Genomic DNA, 25604 nt, shown 5'->3' on the forward strand with positions numbered 1-25604 from the left:
ATCGGATCAGATTTCAGTATACGCGTTCGGGATGGCTGACAAGTACCGCGCTGTCGTGGCGCGCCAGCGCGATCAGCGTCAGATTGTGCGCCTCCGCCAGCCGCCGCGCCATCAGCGTGGGCGCGGATACGGCCGCCAGGATCGGGAACCCCGTCACCACCGCCTTCTGCACCATCTCGTAAGAGCAGCGACTGGTGATCAGGCAGACGCCCGAGGCCGGGTCCATCCCGGCGCGCAGCAGGGCGCCGATCAGCTTGTCGAGCGCGTTGTGCCGCCCGACATCCTCGCGCACCAGCTTGAGCTCGCCCTGCGGCGTCGCGAAGGCCGCGGCATGCATGGAGCGGGTTGCGCGGTTGTGGGTCTGCGCTTCGGGGAGGTTGTCGAGTGCGCGATGGATCGCATCCAGCGGCGCCTTCAGATCGGCCGTTACCGGCTGCATTACGCGCACCGTCTGCTCCAGGCTGTCGACCCCGCACAGTCCGCAGCCCGTGCGCCCGGCGAGGGTGCGACGGCGTTCCTTCAGCCGCCAGAAGGCGCGGGAGGAGAGCTCGATGCGCACCTCGATGCCGGCCTCGACGGCGACCGCCTCGATCGCACCGACATCGTCCTTGCTGTCGGCAATACCCTCGCTCACGGAAAAGCCCAGCGCGAATTCCGCGAGATCGGCCGGGCTCGCCATCATCACCGCGTGGCTGATGCCATTGTAGACGAGGGCGATCGGCGTTTCTTCCGCCAGCACATCGATGCGGTCGATGGCGGTGCCGTCGCGCGCCACCCGCCGCACGTTCGCCGGCTGGGTCACCGGCGGCAGCGGACGGCTCTCTTCCGTCGCGTCAGCCTTGTGGGGCTCGGTCGTCATTCCGCCGCAGTGGCCGCCACCTTGCGCGTCGCCTCGCGCAGCTGCTCATAGGAGCGCTGCCATTCCGACTTCTGGTTCGACAGCCGCACCTGAACGGCCGTGACCTTATATTCGGGGCAGTTAGTCGCCCAGTCGGAGTATTCCGTGGTGACGACGTTGGCGCCAGTCAGCGCATGATGGAAGGTGGTATAGACCACGCCCGGCTGCATGCGTTCGGAAATCTTGGCGTGCAACGTGGTTTCTCCGACGCGGCTTGCCAGCGAGACCACGTCGCCATCGCGGATGCCGCGGCTCTCCGCATCGAACGGATGGATCTCCAGCACGTCCTCCGGATGCCAGGCGATATTGTCGGTGCGCCGCGTCTGCGCGCCGACATTGTACTGCGAGAGGATGCGCCCGGTCGTGAGGATGAGCGGGAAGCGCGGCCCCGTACGCTCGTCGGTCGGCACGAAGGCCGTGATCATGAACTTGCCCTTGCCGCGCACGAAGCCCTTCTCGTGCATGATCGGCGTGCCTTCCGGGGCGGCGTCGTTGCACGGCCACTGGATAGAACCGAGCTCGCGGATCCGATCGAAGCTGACACCCTTGAAGGTCGGGGTCAGGCGGGCGATCTCGTCCATGATCTCGCTGGGGTTCTTGTAGTTCATCGGATAGCCGAGCGCGTTGCTCAGCAGCATCGTGGCTTCCCAATCGGCATAGCCGGCCAGCGGCCGCATCGCCTTGTTGATCAGCGAGATGCGGCGCTCGGCGTTGGTGAAGGTGCCGTCCTTCTCCAGGAACGACGAGCCGGGCAGGAACACGTGCGCGTAGTTGGCCGTCTCGTTGAGGAAGATGTCCTGCACGACCACGCATTCCATGGCGGCAAGTCCCGCCGTCACGTGCTGCGTGTTGGGATCCGACTGAGCGATGTCCTCGCCCTGGATATAGATGCCCTTGAACGAGCCCTCGACCGCGCTGTCCAGCATGTTAGGGATCCGCAGACCCGGCTCTGCGTCGAGCGTCACGCCCCAGGCCTGTTCGAACGACTGACGCACCGTGTCGTCCGACACATGGCGATAGCCGGTGAACTCATGCGGGAAGGAGCCCATGTCGCAGGCGCCCTGCACATTGTTCTGGCCACGCAGCGGATTCACGCCGACGCCGTTGTGGCCGATGTTGCCAGTCGCCATGGCGAGGTTCGCCATGCCCATGACCATGGTCGAGCCCTGGCTGTGCTCGGTGACGCCAAGGCCGTAATAGATTGCGGCATTGCCGCCGGTGGCATAGAGCCGCGCCGCCGCGCGCACAGTTGCCGCCGGCACCTTGGTGTATTGCTCGACCGCTTCCGGCGAATTCTCCGGCAGCGCAACGAAATCGCGCCAGTGCTTGAAATCCTCCGGCTCGCAGCGCTCGGCGACGTATTTCTCATTCACCAGCCCCTCGGTCACGATCACATGTGCCAGGGCGTTGATCATGGCGACATTGGTGCCGGGCATCAGCTGCAGGTGATAGTCGGCTTCAACATGCGCCGTCTTCACCAGCTCGATGCGGCGCGGATCGACGACGATCAGCTTCGCACCCTCGCGGATGCGCCGCTTCATGCGGCTTGCGAACACCGGATGGGCGTCGGTCGGATTGGCGCCGATGACCATCATGACGTCGCTCGCTTCGACCGAATCGAAATCCTGGGTGCCGGCGGAGGTGCCGAAGGTCGTCTTCAGCCCATAGCCCGTCGGCGAGTGGCAGACGCGCGCGCAGGTATCGACATTGTTGTTGCCGAAGCCGGCGCGGATCATCTTCTGCACCAGGTAGGTCTCTTCATTGGTGCAGCGGGAAGAGGTAATGCCGCCGATCGAACCGCGGCCGTACTTCTTCTGGATGCGCTTGAACTCGGAGGCGGCGTAGTTGATCGCCTCTTCCCAGCTCACTTCCTTCCACGGGTCGGTGATCTTGGCGCGGATCATCGGCTTGGTGATGCGGTCCTTGTGGGTGGCATAGCCCCAGGCGAAGCGGCCCTTCACGCAGGAATGGCCGTGGTTCGCCTTGCCATCCTTATACGGCATCATGCGCACGACCTCTTCGCCGCGCATCTCCGCCTTGAAGGCACAGCCCACGCCGCAATAGGCGCAGGTCGTGAGCACGGTGTGCTCCGGCTGGCCGCTCTCGATGATGCTGTTCTCCATCAGCGTAGCCGTCGGGCAGGCCTGCACGCAGGCGCCACACGACACGCACTCGGAATCCAGGAAGTCCTGTTTCTGGCCCGGCGACACGACGGACGCGAAGCCGCGCCCGTCGATCGTCAGCGCGAAAGTGCCCTGCACCTCCTCGCACGCGCGCACGCAGCGCGAGCACACGATGCACTTGGCCGGATCGAAGGTGAAATAGGGGTTGGAGGTATCCTTCTCAGCCGTCAGGTGGTTGGCGCCGTCATAGCCGTAGCGCACTTCGCGCAGGCCGACTTCGCCCGCCATGTCCTGCAGCTCGCAATCGCCGTTGGTCGCGCAGGTCAGGCAGTCCAGCGGATGGTCGGAGATATAGAGTTCCATCACGCCGCGGCGCAGCTTGGCAAGGCGCGACGTCTGGGTCTTGACCTTCATGCCCGGCTCGACCGGGGTAGTGCAGGAGGCCGGCGTGCCCTTGCGGCCTTCGATCTCCACCAGACACAGGCGGCAGGAGCCGAAGCTGGCCAAGCTGTCGGTGGCGCATAGCTTCGGGATCTTGGTGCCGATCTCGACCGCAGCGCGCATGACGGACGTGCCGGCCGGTACGGTCACGCTCTCGCCGTCGATCTCCAGCGTCACCATGGCCTCGGTTTTCGAGGGGGGCGTCCCGTAATCAGTTTCTTTGATCAGCATGGCCAAGCTCCTGACCTATTCGGCCGCGCGCGCCGTTTTGCGCGGTGCACGGTGAAAGTCTTCGGGGAAATGCTTTAACGCGCTCTGAACAGGGAAGGGGGTCAAGCCGCCCAGCGCGCACAGCGAACCGTCCAGCAGCGTCTCGCACAGATCGTCCAGCACAATGAAGTTCCTGTCGCGCTCTTCACCGGCCACGATGCGGTCGATCACTTCCACGCCGCGGGTCGAGCCGATCCGGCAGGGCGTGCACTTGCCGCACGATTCTGTCGCGCAGAACTCGAAGGCAAAGCGCGCCTGCTGCGCCATGTCGACGCTATCGTCGAACACAACGATGCCGCCGTGACCGAGCATGCCCTTTTGCGCCGCCATCGCCTCGTAATCGATCGGCGTATCCAGCAGGCTTGCCGGGAAATAGGCGCCCAGCGGACCGCCAACCTGGACTGCGCGGATCGGACGGCCGCTGGCCGTGCCGCCGCCGAATTCTTCGATCACCTGGCGCAGGGTCAGGCCGAAACCTTTCTCAACAAGCCCGCCGCGCTTGATGTTCCCCGCCAATTGCAGGGGCATCGTGCCGCGCGACCGCCCCATGCCGTAATCCTTATAGAATGCGGCACCCTTGTCCAAAATTGTCGGGACCGCGGCGAGGGATAGCACGTTGTTGATCACCGTTGGCTTGCCGAACAGGCCGGAAATGGCCGGCAGCGGCGGCTTCGCCCGCACCATGCCCCGCTTGCCCTCCAGGCTGTCGAGCAGCGAGGTCTCCTCGCCGCAGATGTAGGCGCCGGCGCCGAGCCTGAGCTCCAGTTGAAAGGCCTTGCCGCTCCCCCGCACATTGTCGCCGAGATAGCCCTTGGCATTGGCGACCTCGATGGCGCGCTGCATCTGCGCGAACGAGATCGGATATTCGCTGCGGATATAGACGTAGCCCTTGGTGGCGCCGACAGCGAGGCCGGCGATGGTCATGCCTTCGATCAGCAGGAACGGATCGCCTTCCATCAGCATGCGGTCGGCGAAGGTGCCGCTGTCGCCCTCGTCGGCGTTGCAGACGATGTATTTCTGATCCGCAGGTGTGGCGAGCACTGTCTTCCACTTGATGCCGGTCGGGAAGCCCGCGCCGCCGCGCCCGCGCAACCCGGACTCGGTCACGGCCGCCACGATATCCGCCAGCTGCATCTTCAGCGCGTTGGTGAGGCCCTGATAGCCGCCGTGGGCGATGTAATCCTCGATCGACAGCGGATCGATGACGCCGCAGCGCGCGAAGGTCAGGCGCTCCTGGTTCTTGAGGTATGGAATCTCTTCGGGATTGCCGCGGCGCAGCGCATGCGCGCCGCCCTGCAGGAAACCCGCTGCAAACAAGCCAGCGACATCGTCCTCGCCAATCGGGCCATAGGCAATGCGGCCCTGCGGCGTTGCCACTTCCACCATCGGCTCCAGCCAGAACAGTCCGCGCGAGCCGTTGCGGATGATCTTGATCTCGGTCTTGCTGCGATCGGCCTCGGCCTGGATCGCGCGCGCCACTTCGTCGGCGCCGAGCGAGACCGCCGACGCATCACAAGGAACATAAACTGTGATCATCGCCGGCCCTCCAGCGCGTCCACCAGCTGATTGAGGCGCCTGGGTGTGACGCGGCCATAGAGCTTGCCGTCGATCATGGCGGAGGGGCCGCAGGCGCAATTGCCGAGGCAATAGACCGGCTCGAGCGTGTAGCGCCCGTCGGCACTGGTTTCGTGGAAGTCGGTGTTGAGCCGGTCCTTCGCATGCGCTTCGCTGTCGCGACCTCCGACGGACTGGCACGCCTCGGCACGGCAGATCTTCACGATGTGCTGCCCCGGCGCGTGCTTGCGGAAATCGTGATAGAAGCTCATCACGCCATGGACTTCAGCGCGGCTGAGGCTCAGCTCATCTGCGATGATCGGCACAGCCGCCTCATCCACATATCCGAATTCGTCCTGTATGGCGTGGAGAATGGGGAGCAGAGCTCCCTCAAGGTGTTTCAAGGCGCGGACGATTCCGCGCCCAGTCTCCGCGTCCCAATCTCTCACCGACATCGCTTTCACTCGCTAGCGGCCCTGACCTTAAGCATTAGACGCCTAAATGCGACATCCGATCAAATCGGAAAGGCTGATCCGCTGATAGATTTTATTTATCACGCTTTGCAGATCAATAACTTACTTCTCTGAATCCGGCCCAGAACGCTCCAAAACCGCCATTTTGCGACGCGTCAAGACCTTTACTTGCCGGACGAACCACCGTGGGCTACCCAGACCAACCCTTACCTCCTGGGAAATCTGACCATGCCTGCCATCCTGCGTTTCGCCGAATCAGAGGCGGATCACGACGCGATCTATCGCCTGCGCTACGAAATCTACGTCGAGGAGATGGGCTATGCCTTCCCCGGCGTGGATCATCAGGGGCGACGGCTGGTCGAGCCGTTCACCCTCCCAACCCGGCTCTTGATGGCCGAGGAAGATGGATCGCTGGTCGGCACGCTGCAATTCAACTGGGGCGCCGAAAGCGCCTTCACGGATGAGGAGCGGCGAATCTATCGCCTGTCCGACTTCGTCGCCCTGGTGGGCGATGAGGAAATCATGATCGCCAGCCGGTTCATGACGCGGCCCAGCCATCGCGACAGCGACCTGCCGGCACGCATGCTGGATGCGATGTTCGAATTCGCACTCGACAATAATGTGCCGCTGCTGTTCGCGGATTGCCGTCCGCACCTCATCAATAACTATCTGCGGCTCGGCTTCCGCACCTTCGCCAAGACCTACAATGACCCGATCGCCGGCATGCTGGCGCCACTGATCTTCGTGATCGACGATCTCGCACACCTGGAGCGCATCAAGTCGCGCCTGTTGCCCTTGTTCAGGGCGAAGCGGCCAGCTGGCCCAGATGCGATCGTGTCGAAGGTGCTCGCCCTGTTGCCGGCGTCCACGCCGGTACAACTGCTGAGCAACCCGGCCGGTTCGCCCGATTGGACCGGCCTCCAAACCACGCTGGCGGAGGACGAGATCTCCATCTTCCACGGCATGGAGCCGGAGGACGTCGCCCGGCTGATCGAGATGAGCCCGGTCATCAATTGCGCGTCCGGCGATCGCATCGTGGGCCAGGATCTGGCGGAACGCAGCGTGTTCGTGGTGTTGGATGGCGCAGTCGAAGTGATGCGCGACGGCAAATCGATCGCGCTCCTGACTCGCAGTGCCGTGTTCGGCGAGATCGCGTTCCTGCTCGGCATCGAGCGCACTGCCGACGTCGTCGCGGTGGGCGAGACCAAAGTGATCTCCTTGCGCGAACGCGCGCTCAATGAGCTGATTGCGTCGGAATCAAAGCTGGCCGCGCGCTTCCTGCTCAACCTCGCGCGCGTCGCCTGCCTGAAGCTGGTGGAGACGGATCGCGCCGGTCACTAGCGGGGCGCGATAGGTAAAAGCTCTGTCTAGAGGGTCACTTGGTCAAGGCTGTACCCATGCATTCCGGCAGGCGATTGCGTGGGTCGATCTGGGACGCGACCGACGCGGGTGCGCAGAGCGGCATGCCGGCTCTGCGGGCGCCGTCAAAGAACAGAGCCGCTGAAGAGCCGCCTGGCTGATAGAAGTCCTTGTCCACCCACGCTTCAGCACTGAACGCGGGCTCGACTTCAAGCACCTTCCTGACCTGCTCCGTTGCTTCCTGAGCTCGCCCCACCATGGCATAACTTAACGCAAGCATCACCCGCACCTCCAGGTCTGGATCCGGCACTTTCTCTAGGGCCAACACGGCCTCATCGTAGTGGCGCGCGAAGTACATGGTTATGCCAAGGCTCATGAACTCGTACGGTGTGTGCAGAGGATTCAGTCGAAGCGCGCGTTTGACAAGCTCGACACCTTCCGCTGCGCGCTCTACGCCGAGTGCAATTGGAAGCTGGGTTCCAATCGGACGAATGACTGTACTATCATTCGGGCTCAGCGAAAGAGCCCTGTCCCATGCAGCGGCACCCAGGGACGTATTGTCCTGAAGAAAATACGACATCCCGAGGACGAGCTGGGCGTGTCCATTGTTCGGGTCCGCCTCGGCTGCCTTCCGAGCAGTGTCGTGAAACTGTCGCCAGGCAGATGCCGGGTCCTCGTCCCACCCTAGGAATGCGGCGTCCCAGTATACCCAGGCCAACAGTGCGTACGCATGCGAGAACCCCGGATCGAGGGTTATGGCGCGGTCAAGCAATCGCTGCGCTTCCGCGTTGCTCTGCGGGGTGTGACGTCGATACGCCGCCAAGGCCAGCTTGAGATTATCATAGGCATCGAGGCTGTCGGGTGGCTTGCTCCGCGCGATCTTTTCGCCGCCGGTAGCAAGTGGGCCAGCTATGCCCGTCAGCGTCGCCACAATTTGCGCCGTCACCTCGTCCCGCGCGTCGAACAGTTGATCCAATGGACGGTCATACCGTTCGGACCAGAGCTGCGCACCGGTCGTCCCGTCGACGAGCTGTGCAGTGATTTGAACACGTTTAGCGTCGGTCTGGAGGCTGCCCTCCATACGTACCTTACACCCAGCTCCTGGCTGACCTGTCGGACGCTTACGGAGGCGCCATAGGTAGAGCTGGAGTCTGCGGCGATCACGTAAACGCCAGAATGTCGGCCGAGGTCGGCGATGATGTCTTCGCTTATGCCGGCCGCGAAACGCTGCGTCGTGGCGTCGTCCTCAAGGGCTTGAAACGGTCGCACTGCGATTGATGGGCGGTCGAAGAGTGGCGTGGGGTCTGTCAGGCCTGGGCTGCGAGTCTGGCTCCACCACAACCAACCGCCAATACCTGTTGCAGCGAACAAGAGCAGTACGAGAACCAGTGCAGCGTTCCCACGAAGCTGGGCACGGGGCAAAGTGCTTCCTGCCACTGGCGAGGCACCGTTCCCATTCGGCATACGGTTCTCAAGATTTGCGCCAGGTTCGAAAGCGTAGCCGCGTTTCACATACGTCACGATGATCTGGTGATTTTCATCGCCCAGCGCCTTGCGGATCTCGGTAACGCATTGAACTAGGCTGTCGTCGGTCACTGCAGTGTTGGGCCAGACCGCTTGCATCAACTCGTCTTTGGTGACGAGCACGCCCGGTTGTCGCAAGCAGCCTCAGGACCTCGGCTGCCTGCGCTCGGAGTGTCACCACCCCGCCCGCGGCATCCGTCACCAACCCACGCTGAAAGTCGACCATGCGGCCATTCAGGCGAAGCGGCATCAGCCTCGAGCCATCCATTGGAATGCTCCCGGCGGCGGAGACGGTCTTAAGCTTCCTTTACTGCAATTCTACCGTACAGTGTGCGGCTCCACCACGCGGATTTCGGAGGTCCTTCGTCCCATTTCGTCCACCGATCGTCCCGTTTTCGTGACCAGTGACGCCCATCGCGCTCACAGTTCGTCATCAGCCACGCGCTTGGCGGGAAGCACCCGCCGGAAACGGAGGCGTCATGATCGAACTGGTGATCGCAGCATGCCTTGCGACGGGAGAGTGCAAAGAAGCCCGTCTTACCTACGATGCGCAGGATGTCTCGCTGATGACCTGCATGATTACTGGTCAGGTCGAGGTTGCGCGCTGGCAGGAGCGACATCCGGTCTGGCAGATCAAACGATGGCATTGCGACGTTACCGGTCAGGACGACCGAGCCGCATCCCGGAGTGTATCGGGACAGCAAGATTCGGAAGTGCTGCTCGTGCAAACCGCCGCAGGGGCACGGGGTTCTAGCGTAGCCGCGGTCCACAACGCCGAAAGTCTTCCTGTCTGGAAAACGATCATTCTGGGCACTTACCGCACGCCCGACGACCTTCGCGACGCTTTACGACGAAAGCGGATTTGGATTGGTCATGCGGCAAACCCGCTGCTCGACTTGTCTTCACCCGCACTTCAGCAAGTGGAGGCACCAATTGACCTCGCGGTTATTTCGGTTGCAGAACTCGGCTTCGCTGAGGATGGCGCGTCGCTATCCGATGTCATTTTCCGTGCGAAGCGGCTTGGTCTCACGCCTTGCCTACCGGAAGTCGCTTTCCAATTACCCCTCCAGTATCAGCATTGGCCGCTCGGGGAGTTCCTGCTCATTGCAACGGAGCCCATCGCGCCGCCTGCCGGCGAACCGGTAGCGCTGCTTGTAGGCAATGGTGGCGCTGGCTTGGTAATTGTCGGACGCCGCGCGGATTACGATGACTTGATCGCACCTGAGACGAAATTGGTGTTTGCCGCTCCACGGTAAAGGCGTGGCAATGGTCACTTTGTCCTTTGGTGATCGTTCCACAGAGAAGGAAGCCAAGCGTGGATACTCGTCCGTCTGAATCAGATCAATGCGTAAAGAAACTTAGGCCAATCCTTCCCTGGCCAGGAAGTCCATCGATGCATCGGCCAGTTGCACGGGCGCGGTGTAGCAGAGCGTGTGGGCTACGTCCGGAATGATCATCAGCTCGCCGTCGGGGAGGCCGCGCGCGACCTGCGTAGCCCATTCCGGCCGGCAGATGGGATCAAGTTCGCCGCGTACGACGAGAGACGGTGCGCGGACGCGGTGCAACTTGTCTTCCGGTCGATCGACGAGCGAGTAGTGGAAGGTTTTCAGCGCGCGAACGTAGCCGCACTTTTTGTAGTCCTCCGAAGCGATCTCGCCGGTTTCAGGCGGATTGAACTTCGCGTTCTGCCGCCAACGGACGACCTGGTCGAGCCAGGTCCGTTCCTTCGGCGGTGTCGTCGGTCCTTGCAGGACGGCCGCGGTCAACAGATCAGGATAGCGCGCCGCCATGTCGATGATGATCTGGCAAGCGAATGAATTGCCGACCAGGGCGACGGGCCGAGCCAGTACCGTGCCGAGCCAGGCCGCGAGCGCGTCGGCGAGCCCTGGTACGTTAAGGGTCTCCTCTGGCTTGTCACTGTCACCGAAACCCGGGAAATCAGGGATGTAAACCTCGGCGTGAGAGACGAGCTGCGCGGCGGTCGGGATCATGTAGCGTCCCGACAAAGCGAGGCCATGGACCAGCACGATGGTCGGCGCGTTCGGCGGCGGCGTAGCGGATGCCAGCGAATAGATCGAGAGACCGTTTACGTCATGGCGCTTCGGTGTAAGGCCGGCTGCTTCGGCCGATGGGAGTTTGGATCGTCTTGCTCCTGGTGCCGTGCCCGTTGCTCCGCATGCAGCGAGTAGTGGGAACAGGATGGCCGGCGCGAGGACATCCCGAGCGAAGCGCCGCCGACTCACAAGCGGGGACGAGCGGCCATCCATATGGATTCGCTTTCCTGGCATCGGGATCAATACCTCGACGCGGTGGTTGTTCCTGTCCGGGGTGAACAACTTGACCCGGCCGCCGTATCCGGCGGATCCGGCTGCAGAGAGCTTTGAAGAACTGTGAACAGGACGTTACATGAGATGGGCTCCTCATCCCCCGCCGGCGATTGCGACCTTCGATTCGGCAACCGCGATGGCAATGGCGATTGCACGGTCTCTGGATGGCAAGGACTTTCCCGATCTTGGCCAGTCGCCGTTTCTCCACGCTCCGGTCGCGGCGTCGGATCTCGTGCCGCGCGGGCTTCGCAGCTACCTGTTCGCCGTGGCGGGCGCACGCGAAGGGGTCAGGCCCGATCGCATCGAAACGGTGAACAGTGCCAAGCTGGCGAATTGGCTCGTCTCACTCTACCCGCAGCGAAAGTTCCCCATTGTCGCGCTTGGCTCGTCGTGCGGTGCATTCGTCCACCTCTGCGCAGCCGCCGGAATCCCCTGGTTGCCTCAAACCGTGTTGGTGCCGGTACGTCGTGAACGAGCGGGCGATCCCGAAGATGCTTGCGAAGCGCTGGCACTCGGGAGCGCTCCGGGAGAAAGATTGCTGGCCTGCAATCCGGATGTACAACTCCATCAACTGCACGATCCCAACCAGGATCGCCTGATGGTCCGCTACATGCTGTATTTCCGGCTGAAGTGGCGTTGCCTGCCGGAGCCCTATCGCGACTTTCTCGAGCGGTCGCTCGCACCCGGCGGAACGATTCTGCTCGTGGCGTGCCGGCGTTCGTGGCCGACCGTGCGCGTGGGGCCACGCCATGTCTTTCAGCATGGCGCAGTCGGTGGCGCCAATGAGGACGAATACTATTCCGGTTCGGAGCGCGTGTCCGAGCATTTGCGGCACATCGGATCCGCGCGCCCCCGCTGGGTCTCGCCCGTTTCAGATGGCATCAGTCCGGAAGCGGAATGGGGATTCGAGGATGCGCTTGTCGACAGCGTCGTCGCATGGGCACGCGCTCGAGGAACGAGGGTCCTCCTGCTGTCATTCGATCGCCCAGAGGATCTGAGTGCCCCGATCGCGGATCTCTACCGGACCTGGTATCGGCGCCGCAGTGTACCGGAGGATCGGCTACACGTTCAATCCTTCATTATGCTGGAGCCTCATTGGACGATGCGTCTCGGGCTCGTGCCGTTCTGGATGGTGTTCAACATGGAGCGTTCTGCGGATCGGCTGGAGAAATTTCTCGATGAGAGGCCGCCATTCGAAGAGATCGCGCTGACTTTGTTCGCACACGGCGTCGACAGTGTCGGCTTGCCGCCGATCGAGCGCTGGCACCAGCTGTTGTCGCGCGCACGCCGACGAGGACGCTTCGTCGGCGTGAACACGCGAACCTACCCGGCGCACTTCTCGGTCTTCGCGAGATATCAAGCAGCGTTGCGCAAGCTGAAAGGACCGCGCATTCCCTTCAAGCAGATGTCCGCCGAAGAGGCGCTTCACACGCTCGCCGAAGACCACGCGATGAGGCTAGAGCAACTCTGCTAACGCCAGCCGCGCATGCCCGCCGTGTGCCGGCTCAGGCCTTGCCCCGCGCTGCGTCGACCGACCAGGGCCCGGCTCCTATGAAGGCGAAGTAGAGGAACACGAAGCAGTACAGCGCCGCCAATTCACCCTCATTGAGCAGCGGGAAGAAGCCGCTCGGTGCGTGGGCAATCCAATAGGCAGCGGCCATTAGGCCGCTCAGCACGAAGGCAACCGGCCGCGTGAACAGGCCGATGACGATCAGCGTGCCGCCAACCAGCTCGAACATACCGGCGATACCGCCGAGGGAGGTCGGATCGACGCCGGTCATCTGGCTCTGTGGAAAGCCAAGATACTTGCTGGTGCCATGCTGCAGGAAGAGCAGGCCGGTCATGATACGCAGGATCGAACGCACGCGCGGCGCCCACTCTGTCGCGGTTTCAGCAATTTCAGTAATGGCAGCCATATCGTTCCCCTTGGAATGGGTTGCGAATCAGTCGCAAATGTAATTGTGGGTGTAGCGGATAACCGATTGGCCGGCTCAACGTCCCATCACGGATGCGTGAGCGACGATTATTTTTCTACGAATGCCTTTTCGATCACGAAGTGACCGGGCCTGCTGTGGCTGCCTTCAGTGAAGTTGCGCTCGGCCAGGACCGTTTGCAGGTCGGCCAGCATGTGCGGGCTGCCGCAGAGCATCACGCGATCGTTCTCGCGATCGAGCGACGGCAGGCCGATATCCTCGAACAGCTTCCCGGTTTCGATGAGGGCGGTGATGCGTCCGTTGTGACGGAACGGCTCTCGCGTCACGGTCGGATAATAGATGAGCTTCTCGCGCACGAGCTCGCCGAGGTACGGGTCGTCCGGCAGCTGCTCGGTGATGGTCTCCATGTACGCGAGCTCGGCGATGCGCCGGCAGCCATGGACCAGCACCACGCGTTCGAACTGCTCGTAGATTTCTGGATCCTTGATCAGGCTCAAAAACGGGGCGAGGCCGGTGCCAGTTCCAAGCAGATAGAGGTTCTTGCCGGGCAGCAGATTGTCGCTCAGCAGCGTGCCGGTCGGCTTGCGCCCGACCAGGATCTTGTCGCCTTCGTTCAGGTGCTGGAGCCGCGAGGTGAGGGGGCCGTTCGCCACCTTGATGGAGAAGAACTCCAGGCGCTCCTCGTAATTGGCGCTCGCCATCGAATAGGCACGGAGCAGCGGCTTGCCCTCGATCCAAAGGCCGATCATCGTGAACTGGCCGTTCTGGAACCGGAAGCCCGGATCGCGTGTGGTCACGAAGCTGAATAGATTGTCGGTCCAGTGGCGGACTGCGAGGACCCGCTCCTCATTCAAATTACTCATTGTTTCAAGCACCTAGCTTTTGTTCGATGCGGCCGCGCGGTCGCTCCTCAAGCCAAGCGCAGCATTCGCTATGTACTACTCGATATATCGTCAATCTTTTGCAATGCAACACGAGTTGCTCGCCAAATTTGGCAAAGCAGCCATGCGAAATGTGAAACCACAGATTCAGTGTGAAATCTAGGCGGCCGCGCCCCCGCGTTTTACGTCCGATCGGAACCAGGCATCCGCTCGAGTGCTGTAGTCGCGTCTAGCAAGATGTCCGGCACGCGCCACCCATCGAGGCGAGCAGCTGGACCGCCGGCTGGTTGCCTTTGGTGCGCGCGATGTCGAGGGCGGTCGCGCCGTCGAACGCAGCGGGCAGATTCACATCCGCGCCGTGTTGCGCCAGCAAGGTCGTGATCTGCGCGACGGCAGATGGTTCCAGATTGTCGGCGCCGAACATGAGATTGTGGATGGGCGCGCCGCCCTTCGGCCGCATCGCGTTGGCGTCCGCGCCGGCGCGGAGCAAGTTGGTGACCAGCGCCGTCGTGTATTCCGCCGGCCGCGCCACTACGGCGCGATGGAGCGGCGTCGAGCCCTTCTCGTCCAGCGCGTCCACATCGGCACCCGCCGCGATCAGCTGCTGCACCAGCGCGAGTTTGCCCGACCGGATGGCGATGAAGATCGGAGCGGCCGGCGTGCTGCTGTCGCTGGCTGTGCTCGGCGCATTGACATCGGCGCCGGCCTTGATCAGCGCTGCGGTGATCTGCGGCTGATCCAGCGTCATGGCGAAGGCCAGCGGGGTCATGCCGATCGAGTCCGGGATGTTGGCATCCACCTTGGCATTGATCAGCGACACTGTGCCGGGTGTGCTGCCGACCGACATCGCGGTGAACAGCAGCGGATCGCCACGATGGTCCCTGGCGTTGGGATCGGCGCCGAGGCTCAGCAGCGTATCGACCAGCATCTGGTTCTGCAGCACGAGCGCGCGATAGAGTGGCACGCGCCCTTCCGCATTGGGCTCGTTGGGATCGGCGCCCTGATCGATGGCGACGCGCAGCGAGGTCGCATCCTGGGCGTTGATCGCCGCCCACATGCGGTCGGTCGCCGTCTCGGCCTCCGCCGGGGCCGCGAATGGGCCGATCAGCAGGACGAGAGCGATGATGCGGCGAATGATGTTCCTGAGAAAGCGCATGTGTTCGGTTTCCGAGACGATCCGTGATGAGAGAGCTCTAGAGAGTCCGCAAATGAAACGCCAGCAGTTCCCCGAAGCGCTGGTTGCCGAGCGGATCGCGGCTGACGCGTTGATGCATGTCAGTGTCGGGGCCACCATTGGCTTCGACAATGGCTGGGCCGTCCTCGAGGATCGCCATGTCCCAGCCGATGATGTGGCGATCCTCGAACGCGGCGTGGGCGCGTTCGGCCAGCGCGCGCGTTTCGGCCCAGAGCGGCAGGATGCGACCTTCGATTAGGCCGCCGGTATCGGGATGGTGCGTCTTCCAGCCGTGGTGCGGGCGCAGGCCCCAGTCGGTGGCAGCACCGAGCCGGCCAGTAGCGACGTCGATTGGCGCGGCAATGCCGCCGGCATGGAAGTTGTCGACCTGGCGATTGTCGCCGACCGCCATGCGGAACAGCGCGCAGACCGCTTCATGGCCGCCGCTTTCGTTGCGCATGGTGACGATGCGGGCGGTGCACAAGGCACCGTTGCTAAGGTCGGCGATGGCGGAATGGTTGCGCGCGCGGGACTGCACCAGCAGCGTTTTTTCTTTGGAAAGCCTGCGCAGGTGAGCCAGCAGCTCCTCGGGTGGGACCGGCAGGCCATCCTGCAGGCGATACCCGTCAACGCTCCGCTGCCACAGGCCGGCGCCTTCGCCCCCGCGTCCACGCGCGGGCTTCACGAACAGGTCCTGCGCCAGAAACTGGTCGCGCATGCCCTTGCGGAGGTTCAGCTTGCCCCGTCTCACGACCGCCATCTTGGGCAGTGTGCGGATGCCAGCCCGCTTGCAGCGCTTCAGGAAGGCGATCTTGTTCTGCGTCGACGACCGGTCGGATGGCGGCACCTTGCGCCGCAGAATCTGCAGCAGACCATTTTTCAGCTCGTAGCGGTGAATGTAGTGCGGTGCCTTTGGTTGCTGGGCCGGGTCGAACATCTCGAACATGTAGTACCAGGGCGGGAGCATGCCATGGCGCGCGGCGAACCAGAGCTGCTCGAGTGCTTGCCGCGCAATGGCCTTGCCGGTCTTTCGGCGCACCATGCTGCCGTTGAGCCAGCTCGACCACGCGGTCATCGCCAGCACGATCGGCAGCCACGCCAGGAGCGCGAGCAGCGATCCCACTTTGTGCAACGCGCTTTGTTCCCGCCACAAAGCACGCAGATAGTATTTGTGGATCTCGTCCGCCGAGGAGCCATTGCCGGCACGCCAGGCCCAGAGCAGGGGCAGGGGCGTTACGATGTAGGCTTGGACGGCGCGCGGACTGCCGCGCTCCAGCCAGTGGATGAAGCGATAGGTGCGCCGCACCAACCGGTCGTCGCCCTTTTCATCTCTGGCCAGTGCCCCATAGATCGCCGGCACATCGGCGCGCAGCACGTCGCGCAGCCGCAATTTGCTCCTGATCATTCGATATAGGCGCGGGGGTTCCGCCACTCCGTCCGGCACATGCAAACCATTTCAAACCACGCATTCCGCGCCGTTGTAATGGCTGAAAAAGCGACGGAATCAAAGGTCTTATCCGGCACGAGCGCCAGGCGCAGCGATCGGACGCAGGTGCGGGCTAGGTCAGAATTTTCGTAAAATCCCCTTAAAATCCCGAACGATAGTCCTTGCTTGCCGGGTCCGATTAGCCCAAGTTATCCACAGGCGCTCTCTTTGCTTGTAGAGAGGTTGCATGAACATCACCCAAGTGGCCAGCGTGGCCGCCGCCTTCGAGGCGGCACGCATGGCGGGCATCCAGCAGGCGGGTTCGGCGGCCGGGACGGTTGCCGTGCAACGCGAGGCCAATCGTGCGGCGGCGGAAGCGGACGTGCGCAAGACCGAGGCCGTGCAGGAAGCCGAGGAGAAGGCCGGTTCGTCCGAGACGACGGGCCGCCGCGTCAACATCACAGTCTAGTACCGTCGCCCGTCCTGTCCGCAGGCCGGCCAAGAGGGCAGCATGAACGTAAGGGCTCCGTGGCAACGGAGCCTTTTTGCGTTTCATTTGATCCACCGTCCCCCATATGGGGGATACGGCAGATACGAAGGTTCCTTATTCTGATCGTGGAGAGGAACCATGGCCGGACCATCAAAGAAACACACGATGCACATCCCCAAAGCGAAATCGGCGCCGTGGAAGGTGTTCGAGTTCGCTATAGGTCCCGGCCTCATGTTGGCGGTCCTGATCGCCCTCGGCGCCCACCTCATCATCAATGATCAGGCGCTTGGCAAGGCAACGCTCACCGCGACTCACGGACGGTAGGGAACGTCAGCTGAGCTTCCCGCTGATGAAGTCTTGGAAGCTGTAGCTCTTCGCAGCACTGCCGTCGACCAGATCGACGCCGTCGGGCTTGAACACGATCATCTTGTTGACGCTGGGGAAGTGGCCAATGTCATAGGGCGTGTCCTCGCCACCGGTGAGATAGACGAGATCGGTCGTGCCGGTGTTGACGATGGTGTGCGCCTTTCCGTTCAGCGGGAAGGCGATGAAATCGCCGGCGCTGACCGCGACCTTCTCATCGCCGATCTGTGCCGTCCCTTCGCCTTCGACGATATAGCTCCATTCCTCCTGCACTGAATGGCGATGCAGCATGAAGGCCTCCTTGCCCGGCGGCACGCGCAGCATGTTGACGTGCGCGCGCTTGAGGCCTGCTGGCCGGCTCAATTGAATATACTGCGCCTGGGAATTCGGATTGAGCGGATGGCGGAACGGCATGCCGGCATCCGGCGCCAGTTGCTTGGTGCGAACGATCGGATTCGGTTCGTCGCTCATGGCTGCTCCTCCCCACCAAATCTCTGTTGTGACGGAACCCTACGTCCGGTGCTGCCAATTCATTGTCATCATCGCGAGATCGACAGTATTTGAATGAGTTTCCCGACAATTGCATCCAGACGCGCGTGGGCGCAAGCGCGGCCCAATTCTTAACTCACCCGAAACCAGCGCCATGCATTTTAGACGCGCTGCGAACAATGGTCGCGCCGGGTAGGGGCGGCGGGACCCAATGAGTTGTGACAGAAGAGGGCTATAATGAGTTTTGGGGATATCTTGGTGGCGAAGGGTCTCGCTTCGCCCGACGACATCGTCCGCGCTCTGGATCACCAGAAGGCCAATGGCGGCAGGATCGGCGAGAGCCTGGTCGCGCTGGGCGTGGTGACGCAGGAGCAGGTCACGCAGGTGATTGGCGAGGTCCCGCCGGCACCGCGCAGTGTCGAGGATACCGGCATCGATCCGGTGTTCCTGCTGCAATTGATGCTGAAGGGCATGTTCCTGGAACGGATGGAGGTGCCCTCGCAACTCGCGGAGGCGCTGAAGCTCTCTGCCGGGATCATCAACAAGCTCCTGCAGGATGCCAAGGACCGCAAGCTGGTGGAAACGCTCGGTGCTGCGGTCGGCGGGGGCGGTGCGATTCCCGAGATGCGCCACGCCTTGACCAAGGCCGGCCGCGAATGGACGCAGGAGGCAATCGAGAACAGTCAGTATTTCGGGCCGGCGCCGGTCTCGCTCGAGGCGTGGCAGGACCGCATCCTGCGCCAGCGCGTCACCAACGAGACCATCTCACGCCAACGGCTGGAGCAGGCCTTTGAAGGCCTAGTCATGCCCGAGCGATTCCTGATGCGCCTCGGCCCGGCGATCAACTCGGGCAACCCGATGCTAATCTACGGGCCCGCCGGCAACGGCAAGACGACGGTGGCCGAGATCATCGGCAAGATCTTCGAGAACGTGATCTACGTGCCATATTGCGTGGAGATCGGCGGCGAGGTCATGAAGGTCTTCGACCCGACTATCCACCGCTCAATCGAAGGGAGCAGCGGCGTCGACACCACCACCGGCGTGCGGGTCGGCCCGCTCGATCGGCGCTGGGTGCCGTGCTATCGGCCGCTGGTCATCACCGGCGGCGAGCTCACGCTCGATATGCTCGATCTCAAGTTCAATCCGATCGCCAAGTTCTACGAGGCGCCGCTGCACGTGAAGGCGCTGAACGGCACCTTCCTGATCGATGACTTCGGCCGCCAGATGGCGAAGCCGGAGCAGATCCTCAATCGCTGGATCGTCCCGCTCAACAGCAAGGTCGACTATCTCAGCCTGCACAGCGGCAAGAGCGTGAAGATCCCGTTCGACGAGATCGTCATCTTCTCCACCAACATGCATCCCAACGACCTGATGGACCCGGCGTTCCAGCGCCGCATCTCGTACAAGCTGGAAACGCTGGAGCCGCCGGAGGACCTCTACAAGAAGGTGTTCAAGATGATGGCGGCGAAGCAGGGGCTGGAGCTGCCGGAGAGCATCTATCAGCAGGTGATCGATTCGATCCGCACGGTGGAGGCGCCGCTCGCCTACTTCCAGCCGAAGTTCATCGTCGAGCAGGTCCTGGCCTCCTGCAAGTTCGAGGGCATCAAGCCGCAATTCACCCCGCAGAACACCGAGGACGCCCTCAGCAACCTCTTCATCCAGAGCACCAAGAGCAAGCACATGGGCGTGATGCGGAGCGACTGAGGTTCCCGTCGGCTTCACGGAATCAAGGGCTTCGACCGGCAGCACATCTTCGAGCTGACCGACGAGCGCGCCGATCGCCGCTGACATAGCGGGCACATTTGACTTTGTGTGTTGTCACGATCGGTTTTGCGCTACACTGCCCCAATTCAAATCATGTCTGAAGGCATCACGTCTCGCGCCGGATAGTCGGCGGGGCCGAAGCTGCCCTCCATTGGAGACGCTTGATCCGCGTCCCATGACACGGAATGGTCGCCACGCGTGGCGGCCTCAGCAGGGAGGATGAGACATGGCGACCTGGAAACCCGATCCGACTTTCTATCCGTCACCCCGCATGGCCATGAAGGCTCCGGCAGAGGCGCTGGCCTATGTGGCGTCATTCGATCCGAAACGGCAGGTGCCTGACGGCATCGCGGTCGTCGATGTCGATCCAAAATCGTCGACCTACTCCAAAATCGTCAACACCATCACGATGCCGAACGCTGGGGACGAGCTGCATCATTTCGGCTGGAACGCCTGCTCTTCGTGCTTGTGTCCGAATGCCCCGCATCCGCACGTGGAGCGGCGGTACCTCATCGTGCCGGGGCTGCGTTCCTCGCGCATCCACGTGCTCGACACAAAGGCGGATCCCGCCAAGCCGAAGATCGTCAAGGTGGTCGAGCCGGCGGAGGTGGCCGAGCGGGCCGGCTACACCCGGCCGCACACGGTCCATTGCGGGCCGGAAGGCATCTATGTCGCGGCGCTCGGCAACGCGGAGGGGAAGCGGCCGGGCGGCGTGTTCCTAATGGACCACGACAGCTTCGATATCCGCGGCCGGTGGGAGATCGACCGCGGCGAGCAGGAGCTCGCGTACGATGCCTGGTGGCATCTCGGCCACGACACCCTGGTCACCAGTGAATGGGGGACCCCCGATACGTTCGAGGAAGGCCTGGTGCCGGAGATCCTGCTCGGCGCGCAATATGGCCGGCGCCTGCATTTCTGGGACCTGCACACACGCAAGCACCAGCAGACCATCGACTTCGGCGACAAGTACCAGCTGGTGTTCGAGCTGCGACCGGCCCACGACCCGACCAAGGCCTATGGGTTCGTCAACTGCGTGCTCAGCCTCGCAGACCTTTCCTCGTCGATCTGGGTGTGGCATCGCGATGGCAAGCAATGGGCCGTGACCAAGATCATCGATATCCCGGCAGAGCCGGCCGAGCCGGATCAGCTGCCGCCAATGCTCAAGGGCTTCAAGGCAGTGCCACCTCTGGTGACCGATATTGATCTGTCAATGGATGACAGGTTCCTCTACATCGCCTGCTGGGGCACCGGCGAACTGCGCCAGTATGACGTCTCCGATCCGTTCAAGCCGAAGCTTACGGGCAGCGTGCGGGTCGGCGGCATCGTCGGCCGCGCGACCCACCCCGGCGCCAACGGCCGGCCGCTCAATGGCGGTCCGCAGATGGTGGAGGTCAGCCGCGACGGCCGCAGGGTCTACTTCACCAACTCGCTCTATGGCGTCATCGACGAGCAGTTCTATCCGGAGGGTCTGCAGGGCTGGATGGTCAAGCTGGAGGCCAAACCGGAGGGCGGTATCGCCTTCGACAAGGAGTTCTTCATCGACTGGCCGGCATCGCACCGGCCGCACCAGGTCAGGCTGCAGGGCGGAGATTGCTCGTCGGATTCCTATTGCTACCCGTGAGGGATGGTTGGATGCGACGCGCACGGCGTCGGAGCGCTGACTGAGTGAACGAGTACTGGCCGTGGCTGGTCCTGGCGGGGCTCGGCGCGTTTCATGGCCTCAATCCGGCGATGGGGTGGCTGTTCGCCGTTGCGCTTGGCCTCCATCGCAACAGCCGCGTCATCATCATGCAGGCGCTGCCGGCGATCGCGCTGGGGCACGCCGCCTCGATCGCGATCGTCGCCGGCGCGGTCGTCCTGACCGGGCTCGTCATCAAGGCACAGGCGCTGCTGGCGGGCGGCGGCATTCTGCTGATCGGGTGGGCAATCTATCATCAGCTTTACGGTCATCGCCACCGGGTCCGGGTCGGCATGCGCACGGGCCTTGCCGGGCTCGCGCTGTGGTCGTTCGTGATGGCGACCGCGCATGGCGCGGGGCTGATGGTATTGCCGGCGCTCATCCCGCTCTGCCTCGCCGACTCGCCTCTCGGTGCAACCGCGGCGGAAGGTTCAATTGGAATCGCGCTGGTGGCGGTCGGCATTCATACCGCCGCGATGCTGGTGGTCACGGGCGCCATCGCGGTCGCCGTCCGCGAATGGCTGGGGCTGGCGGTCCTGCGCAGCGCCTGGATCAATTTTGACTGGCTCTGGACCGCGGGCCTCGCGCTCGCCGGCATCATTCTGCTGGTATCAGCTCACCCATCGTAGCCGACCTGCTGGTTGAAGAACGAGCCGGTCGACGGACGCTGCGGCAGCTTCAGCTCGAAGGGAACGGAGCGCACGCGCCCGGTTCGCTCGCCGCGCACGATCAGCCCTTCGTGCTTGCTGGGCAGGGGGTTGGGAGAAAGCGGGATCGCATCCTCCGCGGAATAGACCGCGATGAACAAACGCCGTGGACGCGTGCCGCGGTTCGGGCCGGAGGAATGGCCGGCGCGGGTGTGCATGAGACAGACGCTGCCCGCCCTCATGGTGAAGACCTTCGCGTCCTTGGCCCAATCCGCGGATGCCGCTTCGCTCGCAACGCCGGTGAACTTGCCATCGTGCCAGATTTCCGCGAGGCCGCTTTTGTGCGAGCCGAGCGCAGAGATCAGCGGCCCGTTCGTTTCGTCGACGTCGTCGAGCGCCAGCAGTGCCGTCACCAGATCGTCATTGCTGTGCGGCGTGAAGGGAAAATCCTGGTGCCACTTCACCTCGGTGTTGGCGCCGGGCAGCTTGGCATTGATCTTAGAGTGATGAAACTTGACGTTCGGGCCGATCAGATCCGCGACCATGTCCGGGATGCGGCTGTTGGTCACCACGTCGAGATAGGCGTCGGAGATCTCGGTCGGCGAATTGACGCGGCGGAGCAGCGGTGCAGCGCGCGAGTGACCGGGGATCTGCAGATCGAAGCGCGGACGGCCGTCGATCATCTCGCCATAGTTGCTGTCGTGGTTCCGGCTTTCCTCCCACCAGGTGTCGAACGCGTGGCGGAGCGCCGCGAGCTGCTGGCGCGTAACGGCATCATCCGCGACGATGGTGCCGTCGCGGTGGAAGGCGTCGATCAGATTGTGCGGCAGGCAGCTCAAGCGGGTCTCCTCCAAACAAAGCTATCGCCGAATCGGAGCGGAGCCGGTCCACAGCGGCTTGCTTACGGCCTCGGTGAAGTCCTTGAACATGAGATTGAAGCTCATGCTGATCCGCTCCTCGGCGCTGCGGTTGACCGGCACGGAATGGACCAGCCAGGCGGGGAAAATCACCATGCGCCCCTCCTTCACCTCGAGCTTGATTTCGTTGCCGACATACTTGTTCCACTTCTCGGCGGGCGGCAGGATGCTCGCAGCCTGGGGCCGCGGGTCGGCAAACACGATCTGGCCGGAGCTCTGCGGCAGCGAGACGTAGTAGACGCCGCTCAGGAAATTGTTGGGATGCGTATGCGGGCTGTTGAGGCCGCCGGTCGGGTTGATGTTGGCCCAGCAGCCGGTGATCTCGAAATTGCGATGCTTGAGATCCAGGAACGCCATCGCCGCGGCGCCTGCCTTGTGCACCAGCGCGCAGAACTCGGCAAAGCGGTTATGTTTGTGCAGCATCGGCGTCGTTTGCCAGGTGCTGCCGAGGGGAATTTGAGGCCTCGGCTCCACCAGCTCCTTGATCGCCGCCTGGAGCTCCGCATTGATCCGCGTCGCGACGTCCGGGTCCAGATCGGCGACCCAGATGGGCGTTGGAAAGAGATCCTTGACTGACAAATCGGCGAAAACATTGGCCATCCTAGAAACCCGGCTGGTGATTCACGCTCTCCGCATCATGCCAGCTTTAGCACCATGCGGCCAAGGATCTTACCGGCGCGCATCTGGTCGAAGATCGCGTTGACCTGCTCCAGCGGCACCTTCTTGATCCTAGCAGTCACCAGGCCGTTGGTGGCGAAGGCGACGGCTTCGGCCAGGTCCAACCTGGTTCCGACATTGGAGCCGCGCACACTCAGCTCCCAATTGGTGATGGCGGAGATGGAGGCGCGGATCGCGTCCTTATCGCCGCCGGGCAGGCCGATATAGCAGACCGTGCCGGCTGGTCGCAGCATGGCGATCGCCTGCTCGAACGCCTGGGGCGCAACGGCGGTCACGATCGCGCCGTGGACTCCGCCGATCTTGTCCTGCAGGACCTGCGGCGCGTTCTTCTCGCGCCCGTTCACCGCGAGTTCGGCGCCGAGCTTCTTGGCAAGGCGCAGTTTCTCATCGGCGACATCCACCGCAGCGACGCGATAGCCCATCGCCTTGGCATATTGCACGGCAATGTGGCCGAGCCCGCCGATGCCGACCACCGCAACCCATTGGCCGGGCCGCGCATTCGTGCGCTTCAGGCCGCGATAGGTGGTGACGCCGGCGCACAGGATCGGCGCCAGCTGATAGAAATCGGCGTTCTTCGGCAGGCGCGCGACGAAGGCCGCGTCCGCTACCATGTATTCGGCATAGCCGCCGGGCTTAGTATAGCCGCTGGCTTCCCCGGCCTTGCAGATTGTCTCCATGCCGGCGAAGCAGAACTCGCATTGCCCGCAGGCGCTGTACATCCACGGCACGCCGACCGCATCGCCCACCTTGAGATCGCTCACGCCTTCGCCAAGGCCGACGATGTGACCGGCGGCCTCATGCCCCGGAATCAGCGGCAGGTTCGGCAAGGGCGACCAATCACCATCGATCGCGTGCAGGTCCGAATGGCAGACCCCGCAGGCCGTGACCTTGATCAACACGTCGCCACGCCTCGGTTCAGGCACAGGCACCTGCTCGATGCGCAGCTTGTCGCCGATCTTGTGCAGTACGGCGGCCTTCATGGTCTTCTTCATGGTTCCCCCAATTAGTGTCCGCGCCACGGAGCGAAGGGGCGAGCTTAGTCGAGCGTGCCGCGCATTGTCATCTGACCTTCAGTGCGCGCAAGCAGAGTTGCGCGGCGCCGGGCTTTGGGCTCAGATAGCGGCACGACAGGAAGAGAGGCCATCCATGACCAGCGAACTCATGACCGTTCCCGCGCGGCGGGGCAGGGCGCAGCGTCTAACCAAGGGGCAGTCGATCAAGATCATCAACACCCATGGCAGCCAAGTGGTCGATACTTGGTGCTTCAGCGCCGAGGACCCGCGTGAGTTCATGTCGATGGAGCATATGCGCCCGACGCTCGGCCGGCTGTGGCCCCGCAAGGGAGACGCGCTGCATACCAACCGCCGACGGCCGATCCTGACCATGGTGGAGGACACCTCGCCCGGCCGCCACGACACCATCATGGCGGCGTGCGACGACTACCGCTACGGCCTGCTCGGCTGCAAGGAGTATCACGACAATTGCACCGACAACCTGAAAGCTGCGATGCGCCAGATCGGCCTCGAAGCCCCGGAAGTGCCGCAACCGCTGAATCTCTGGATGAACATTCCCGTGGCTCCGGACGGCAGCACCGCGTGGGGCGAGCCATTGTCGAAGCCGGGTGACTATGTGGTGTTGCGCGCGGAGATGGATTGCATCGTCGCGATGTCGGCATGCCCGCAGGACATCCTGCCGATCAACGGCAAAGCCTGCCATCCGACGGAAGCGCACTATCAAGTGCTCGGCTAACTGCGCACCGTTTCTTTCTTCCCGCGCCAATTCGCCGGCGCCTAATACTTCCGTATTGGGCTGTGCCGACCGATGCTATGCACTGCCCGCAGCGCTCCGCGAACTTTGCTTCGTTCAGCGCGCCCGATCTTGATGGCGACGATCCAGCATTCTGCGGCGTTCTGTCGCTTGGCGGCAGAGCCGCGGAAACACCACATGCAGCAGCGTCAGGGAAGTCGCGTTCTAGAGGATGTTATCATGTCTCGACTTGTCCTGATCGGCCGCTATCTGCGGTCGTTCGTCGACGCTTTCAGCGCAGCGCGGGCAGTCGCTGCCGCAGTCGAAGCGCACCGTCAGCCCAGCGCCGCCGCGCTCAAGATCCTGGGGATAGACCCCGAACAGTTCCGCACCATCCGGTTCGCCTGAACTCAGAAGTTAGAAATCAGACGGGCACCGGCTGCATCCG

The 25604-nt window shown here is 63.1% G+C and carries 24 protein-coding genes and 1 pseudogene; 10 read left to right on the forward strand and 15 right to left on the reverse strand.

Annotation, left to right across the window (positions count from 1 at the left end; translation table 11 throughout):
* Positions 1 to 13: 13 nt before the first annotated feature.
* The 4 genes from fdhD to DTX69_RS27440 are packed head-to-tail and all read right to left on the reverse strand — an operon-like array spanning position 14 to position 5741.
* A complete protein-coding gene (fdhD, locus tag DTX69_RS27425) occupies positions 14 to 859 on the reverse strand; it encodes a formate dehydrogenase accessory sulfurtransferase FdhD (RefSeq protein WP_119304780.1) in 846 nt (281 codons plus the stop codon).
* On the reverse strand, positions 856 to 3693 hold the full coding sequence (gene fdhF / locus DTX69_RS27430) for a formate dehydrogenase subunit alpha (protein WP_119304781.1): 2838 nt from the start codon (positions 3691 to 3693) through the stop codon (positions 856 to 858). Before fdhF ends, fdhD begins: the two co-directional genes overlap by 4 nt.
* Before the next feature lie 15 nt (positions 3694 to 3708).
* Entirely contained in the window at positions 3709 to 5268 is a 1560-nt protein-coding gene (locus DTX69_RS27435; protein WP_119304782.1) for a formate dehydrogenase beta subunit, read from the reverse strand.
* A complete protein-coding gene (locus DTX69_RS27440) occupies positions 5265 to 5741 on the reverse strand; it encodes a formate dehydrogenase subunit gamma (protein WP_119304783.1) in 477 nt (158 codons plus the stop codon). Before DTX69_RS27440 ends, DTX69_RS27435 begins: the two co-directional genes overlap by 4 nt.
* A gap of 246 nt (positions 5742 to 5987) precedes the next feature.
* On the opposite strand from DTX69_RS27440, the gene DTX69_RS27445 reads away from it, so the two are divergent.
* Complete coding sequence (locus DTX69_RS27445) at positions 5988 to 7100, forward strand: cyclic nucleotide-binding domain-containing protein (protein WP_119304784.1); 1113 nt, start codon at positions 5988 to 5990, stop codon at positions 7098 to 7100.
* A 34-nt stretch (positions 7101 to 7134) separates the two neighbouring features.
* Here the strand turns inward: DTX69_RS27445 and DTX69_RS27450 are convergent, their stop codons facing one another.
* Both DTX69_RS27450 and DTX69_RS31150 read right to left on the reverse strand, forming a co-directional pair.
* Positions 7135 to 8199, reverse strand: coding sequence for a hypothetical protein (locus DTX69_RS27450; RefSeq protein ID WP_284736112.1), 1065 nt, complete (start codon positions 8197 to 8199; stop codon positions 7135 to 7137).
* Positions 8200 to 8621: 422 nt separating this feature from the next.
* A pseudogene (locus DTX69_RS31150) lies at positions 8622 to 8765 on the reverse strand (winged helix-turn-helix domain-containing protein); the annotation flags it as partial.
* A 356-nt stretch (positions 8766 to 9121) separates the two neighbouring features.
* Here DTX69_RS31150 and DTX69_RS27460 point away from each other — a divergent pair.
* The gene (locus DTX69_RS27460) at positions 9122 to 9898 is read left to right on the forward strand and encodes a hypothetical protein (RefSeq protein WP_119304787.1); all 777 of its coding nucleotides are present in this window, start codon (positions 9122 to 9124) and stop codon (positions 9896 to 9898) included.
* Between the two features lie 102 nt (positions 9899 to 10000).
* Here the strand turns inward: DTX69_RS27460 and DTX69_RS30430 are convergent, their stop codons facing one another.
* Positions 10001 to 10930, reverse strand: coding sequence for an alpha/beta fold hydrolase (locus DTX69_RS30430; protein WP_322090912.1), 930 nt, complete (start codon positions 10928 to 10930; stop codon positions 10001 to 10003).
* 118 nt (positions 10931 to 11048) lie between these two features.
* Between DTX69_RS30430 and DTX69_RS27470 the strand changes: the two genes are divergently transcribed.
* Complete coding sequence (locus tag DTX69_RS27470; RefSeq protein ID WP_162917618.1) at positions 11049 to 12443, forward strand: hypothetical protein; 1395 nt, start codon at positions 11049 to 11051, stop codon at positions 12441 to 12443.
* Positions 12444 to 12474: 31 nt separating this feature from the next.
* Here the strand turns inward: DTX69_RS27470 and DTX69_RS27475 are convergent, their stop codons facing one another.
* The 4 genes from DTX69_RS27475 to DTX69_RS27490 form a co-directional block, all read right to left on the reverse strand.
* A complete protein-coding gene (locus tag DTX69_RS27475; RefSeq protein ID WP_119304790.1) occupies positions 12475 to 12885 on the reverse strand; it encodes a DoxX family protein in 411 nt (136 codons plus the stop codon).
* Positions 12886 to 12992: 107 nt separating this feature from the next.
* Positions 12993 to 13766, reverse strand: a complete 774-nt coding sequence (locus DTX69_RS27480) for a ferredoxin--NADP reductase (protein ID WP_119304791.1) — start codon at positions 13764 to 13766, stop codon at positions 12993 to 12995.
* Positions 13767 to 14013: 247 nt separating this feature from the next.
* Positions 14014 to 14940 (reverse strand): ankyrin repeat domain-containing protein, encoded by a 927-nt coding sequence (locus DTX69_RS27485; protein WP_162917619.1) that lies wholly within the window; start codon positions 14938 to 14940, stop codon positions 14014 to 14016.
* A gap of 37 nt (positions 14941 to 14977) precedes the next feature.
* Positions 14978 to 16363 (reverse strand): sugar-transfer associated ATP-grasp domain-containing protein, encoded by a 1386-nt coding sequence (locus DTX69_RS27490; protein ID WP_119304793.1) that lies wholly within the window; start codon positions 16361 to 16363, stop codon positions 14978 to 14980.
* 268 nt (positions 16364 to 16631) lie between these two features.
* On the opposite strand from DTX69_RS27490, the gene DTX69_RS27495 reads away from it, so the two are divergent.
* The gene (locus DTX69_RS27495) at positions 16632 to 16853 is read left to right on the forward strand and encodes a hypothetical protein (protein WP_119304794.1); all 222 of its coding nucleotides are present in this window, start codon (positions 16632 to 16634) and stop codon (positions 16851 to 16853) included.
* A 159-nt stretch (positions 16854 to 17012) separates the two neighbouring features.
* Positions 17013 to 17198 carry a hypothetical protein gene (locus tag DTX69_RS30435; RefSeq protein ID WP_162917620.1) on the forward strand — a complete coding sequence of 62 codons (186 nt, stop codon included), beginning with the start codon at positions 17013 to 17015 and terminating at the stop codon, positions 17196 to 17198.
* Between the two features lie 6 nt (positions 17199 to 17204).
* On the opposite strand, the gene DTX69_RS27500 is transcribed toward DTX69_RS30435, so the two are convergent.
* Positions 17205 to 17708 (reverse strand): cupin domain-containing protein, encoded by a 504-nt coding sequence (locus DTX69_RS27500; protein ID WP_119304795.1) that lies wholly within the window; start codon positions 17706 to 17708, stop codon positions 17205 to 17207.
* 276 nt (positions 17709 to 17984) lie between these two features.
* Between DTX69_RS27500 and DTX69_RS27505 the strand changes: the two genes are divergently transcribed.
* The 3 genes from DTX69_RS27505 to DTX69_RS27515 all read left to right on the forward strand — a co-directional run bounded on the left by DTX69_RS27505 (position 17985) and on the right by DTX69_RS27515 (position 21797).
* Positions 17985 to 19430 (forward strand): ATP-binding protein, encoded by a 1446-nt coding sequence (locus DTX69_RS27505; protein WP_162917621.1) that lies wholly within the window; start codon positions 17985 to 17987, stop codon positions 19428 to 19430.
* Between the two features lie 286 nt (positions 19431 to 19716).
* On the forward strand, positions 19717 to 21111 hold the full coding sequence (locus DTX69_RS27510) for a selenium-binding family protein (RefSeq protein WP_119304797.1): 1395 nt from the start codon (positions 19717 to 19719) through the stop codon (positions 21109 to 21111).
* Positions 21112 to 21155: 44 nt separating this feature from the next.
* Positions 21156 to 21797, forward strand: coding sequence for a hypothetical protein (locus DTX69_RS27515; protein WP_119304798.1), 642 nt, complete (start codon positions 21156 to 21158; stop codon positions 21795 to 21797).
* Here DTX69_RS27515 and DTX69_RS27520 read toward each other — a convergent pair.
* Genes DTX69_RS27520 through DTX69_RS27530 form a run of 3 tightly spaced genes read right to left on the reverse strand, consistent with a single transcriptional unit; the run spans position 21785 to position 24402 of the window.
* Complete coding sequence (locus tag DTX69_RS27520) at positions 21785 to 22654, reverse strand: phytanoyl-CoA dioxygenase family protein (RefSeq protein ID WP_284736113.1); 870 nt, start codon at positions 22652 to 22654, stop codon at positions 21785 to 21787. The genes DTX69_RS27515 and DTX69_RS27520 overlap by 13 nt on opposite strands.
* Before the next feature lie 21 nt (positions 22655 to 22675).
* Complete coding sequence (locus DTX69_RS27525) at positions 22676 to 23332, reverse strand: TIGR02466 family protein (protein ID WP_119304799.1); 657 nt, start codon at positions 23330 to 23332, stop codon at positions 22676 to 22678.
* Positions 23333 to 23367: 35 nt separating this feature from the next.
* A complete protein-coding gene (locus DTX69_RS27530; protein ID WP_119304800.1) occupies positions 23368 to 24402 on the reverse strand; it encodes a zinc-dependent alcohol dehydrogenase in 1035 nt (344 codons plus the stop codon).
* Positions 24403 to 24556: 154 nt separating this feature from the next.
* Between DTX69_RS27530 and DTX69_RS27535 the strand changes: the two genes are divergently transcribed.
* Positions 24557 to 25159 (forward strand): DUF1989 domain-containing protein, encoded by a 603-nt coding sequence (locus DTX69_RS27535; protein ID WP_119304801.1) that lies wholly within the window; start codon positions 24557 to 24559, stop codon positions 25157 to 25159.
* Between the two features lie 237 nt (positions 25160 to 25396).
* The gene (locus tag DTX69_RS30440) at positions 25397 to 25564 is read left to right on the forward strand and encodes a hypothetical protein (protein ID WP_162917622.1); all 168 of its coding nucleotides are present in this window, start codon (positions 25397 to 25399) and stop codon (positions 25562 to 25564) included.
* Positions 25565 to 25604 lie beyond the last annotated feature (40 nt).

It is taken from the genome of Dongia deserti (assembly GCF_003574735.1).
Taxonomy (GTDB): Bacteria; Pseudomonadota; Alphaproteobacteria; order Dongiales; family Dongiaceae; genus Dongia_A; species Dongia_A deserti.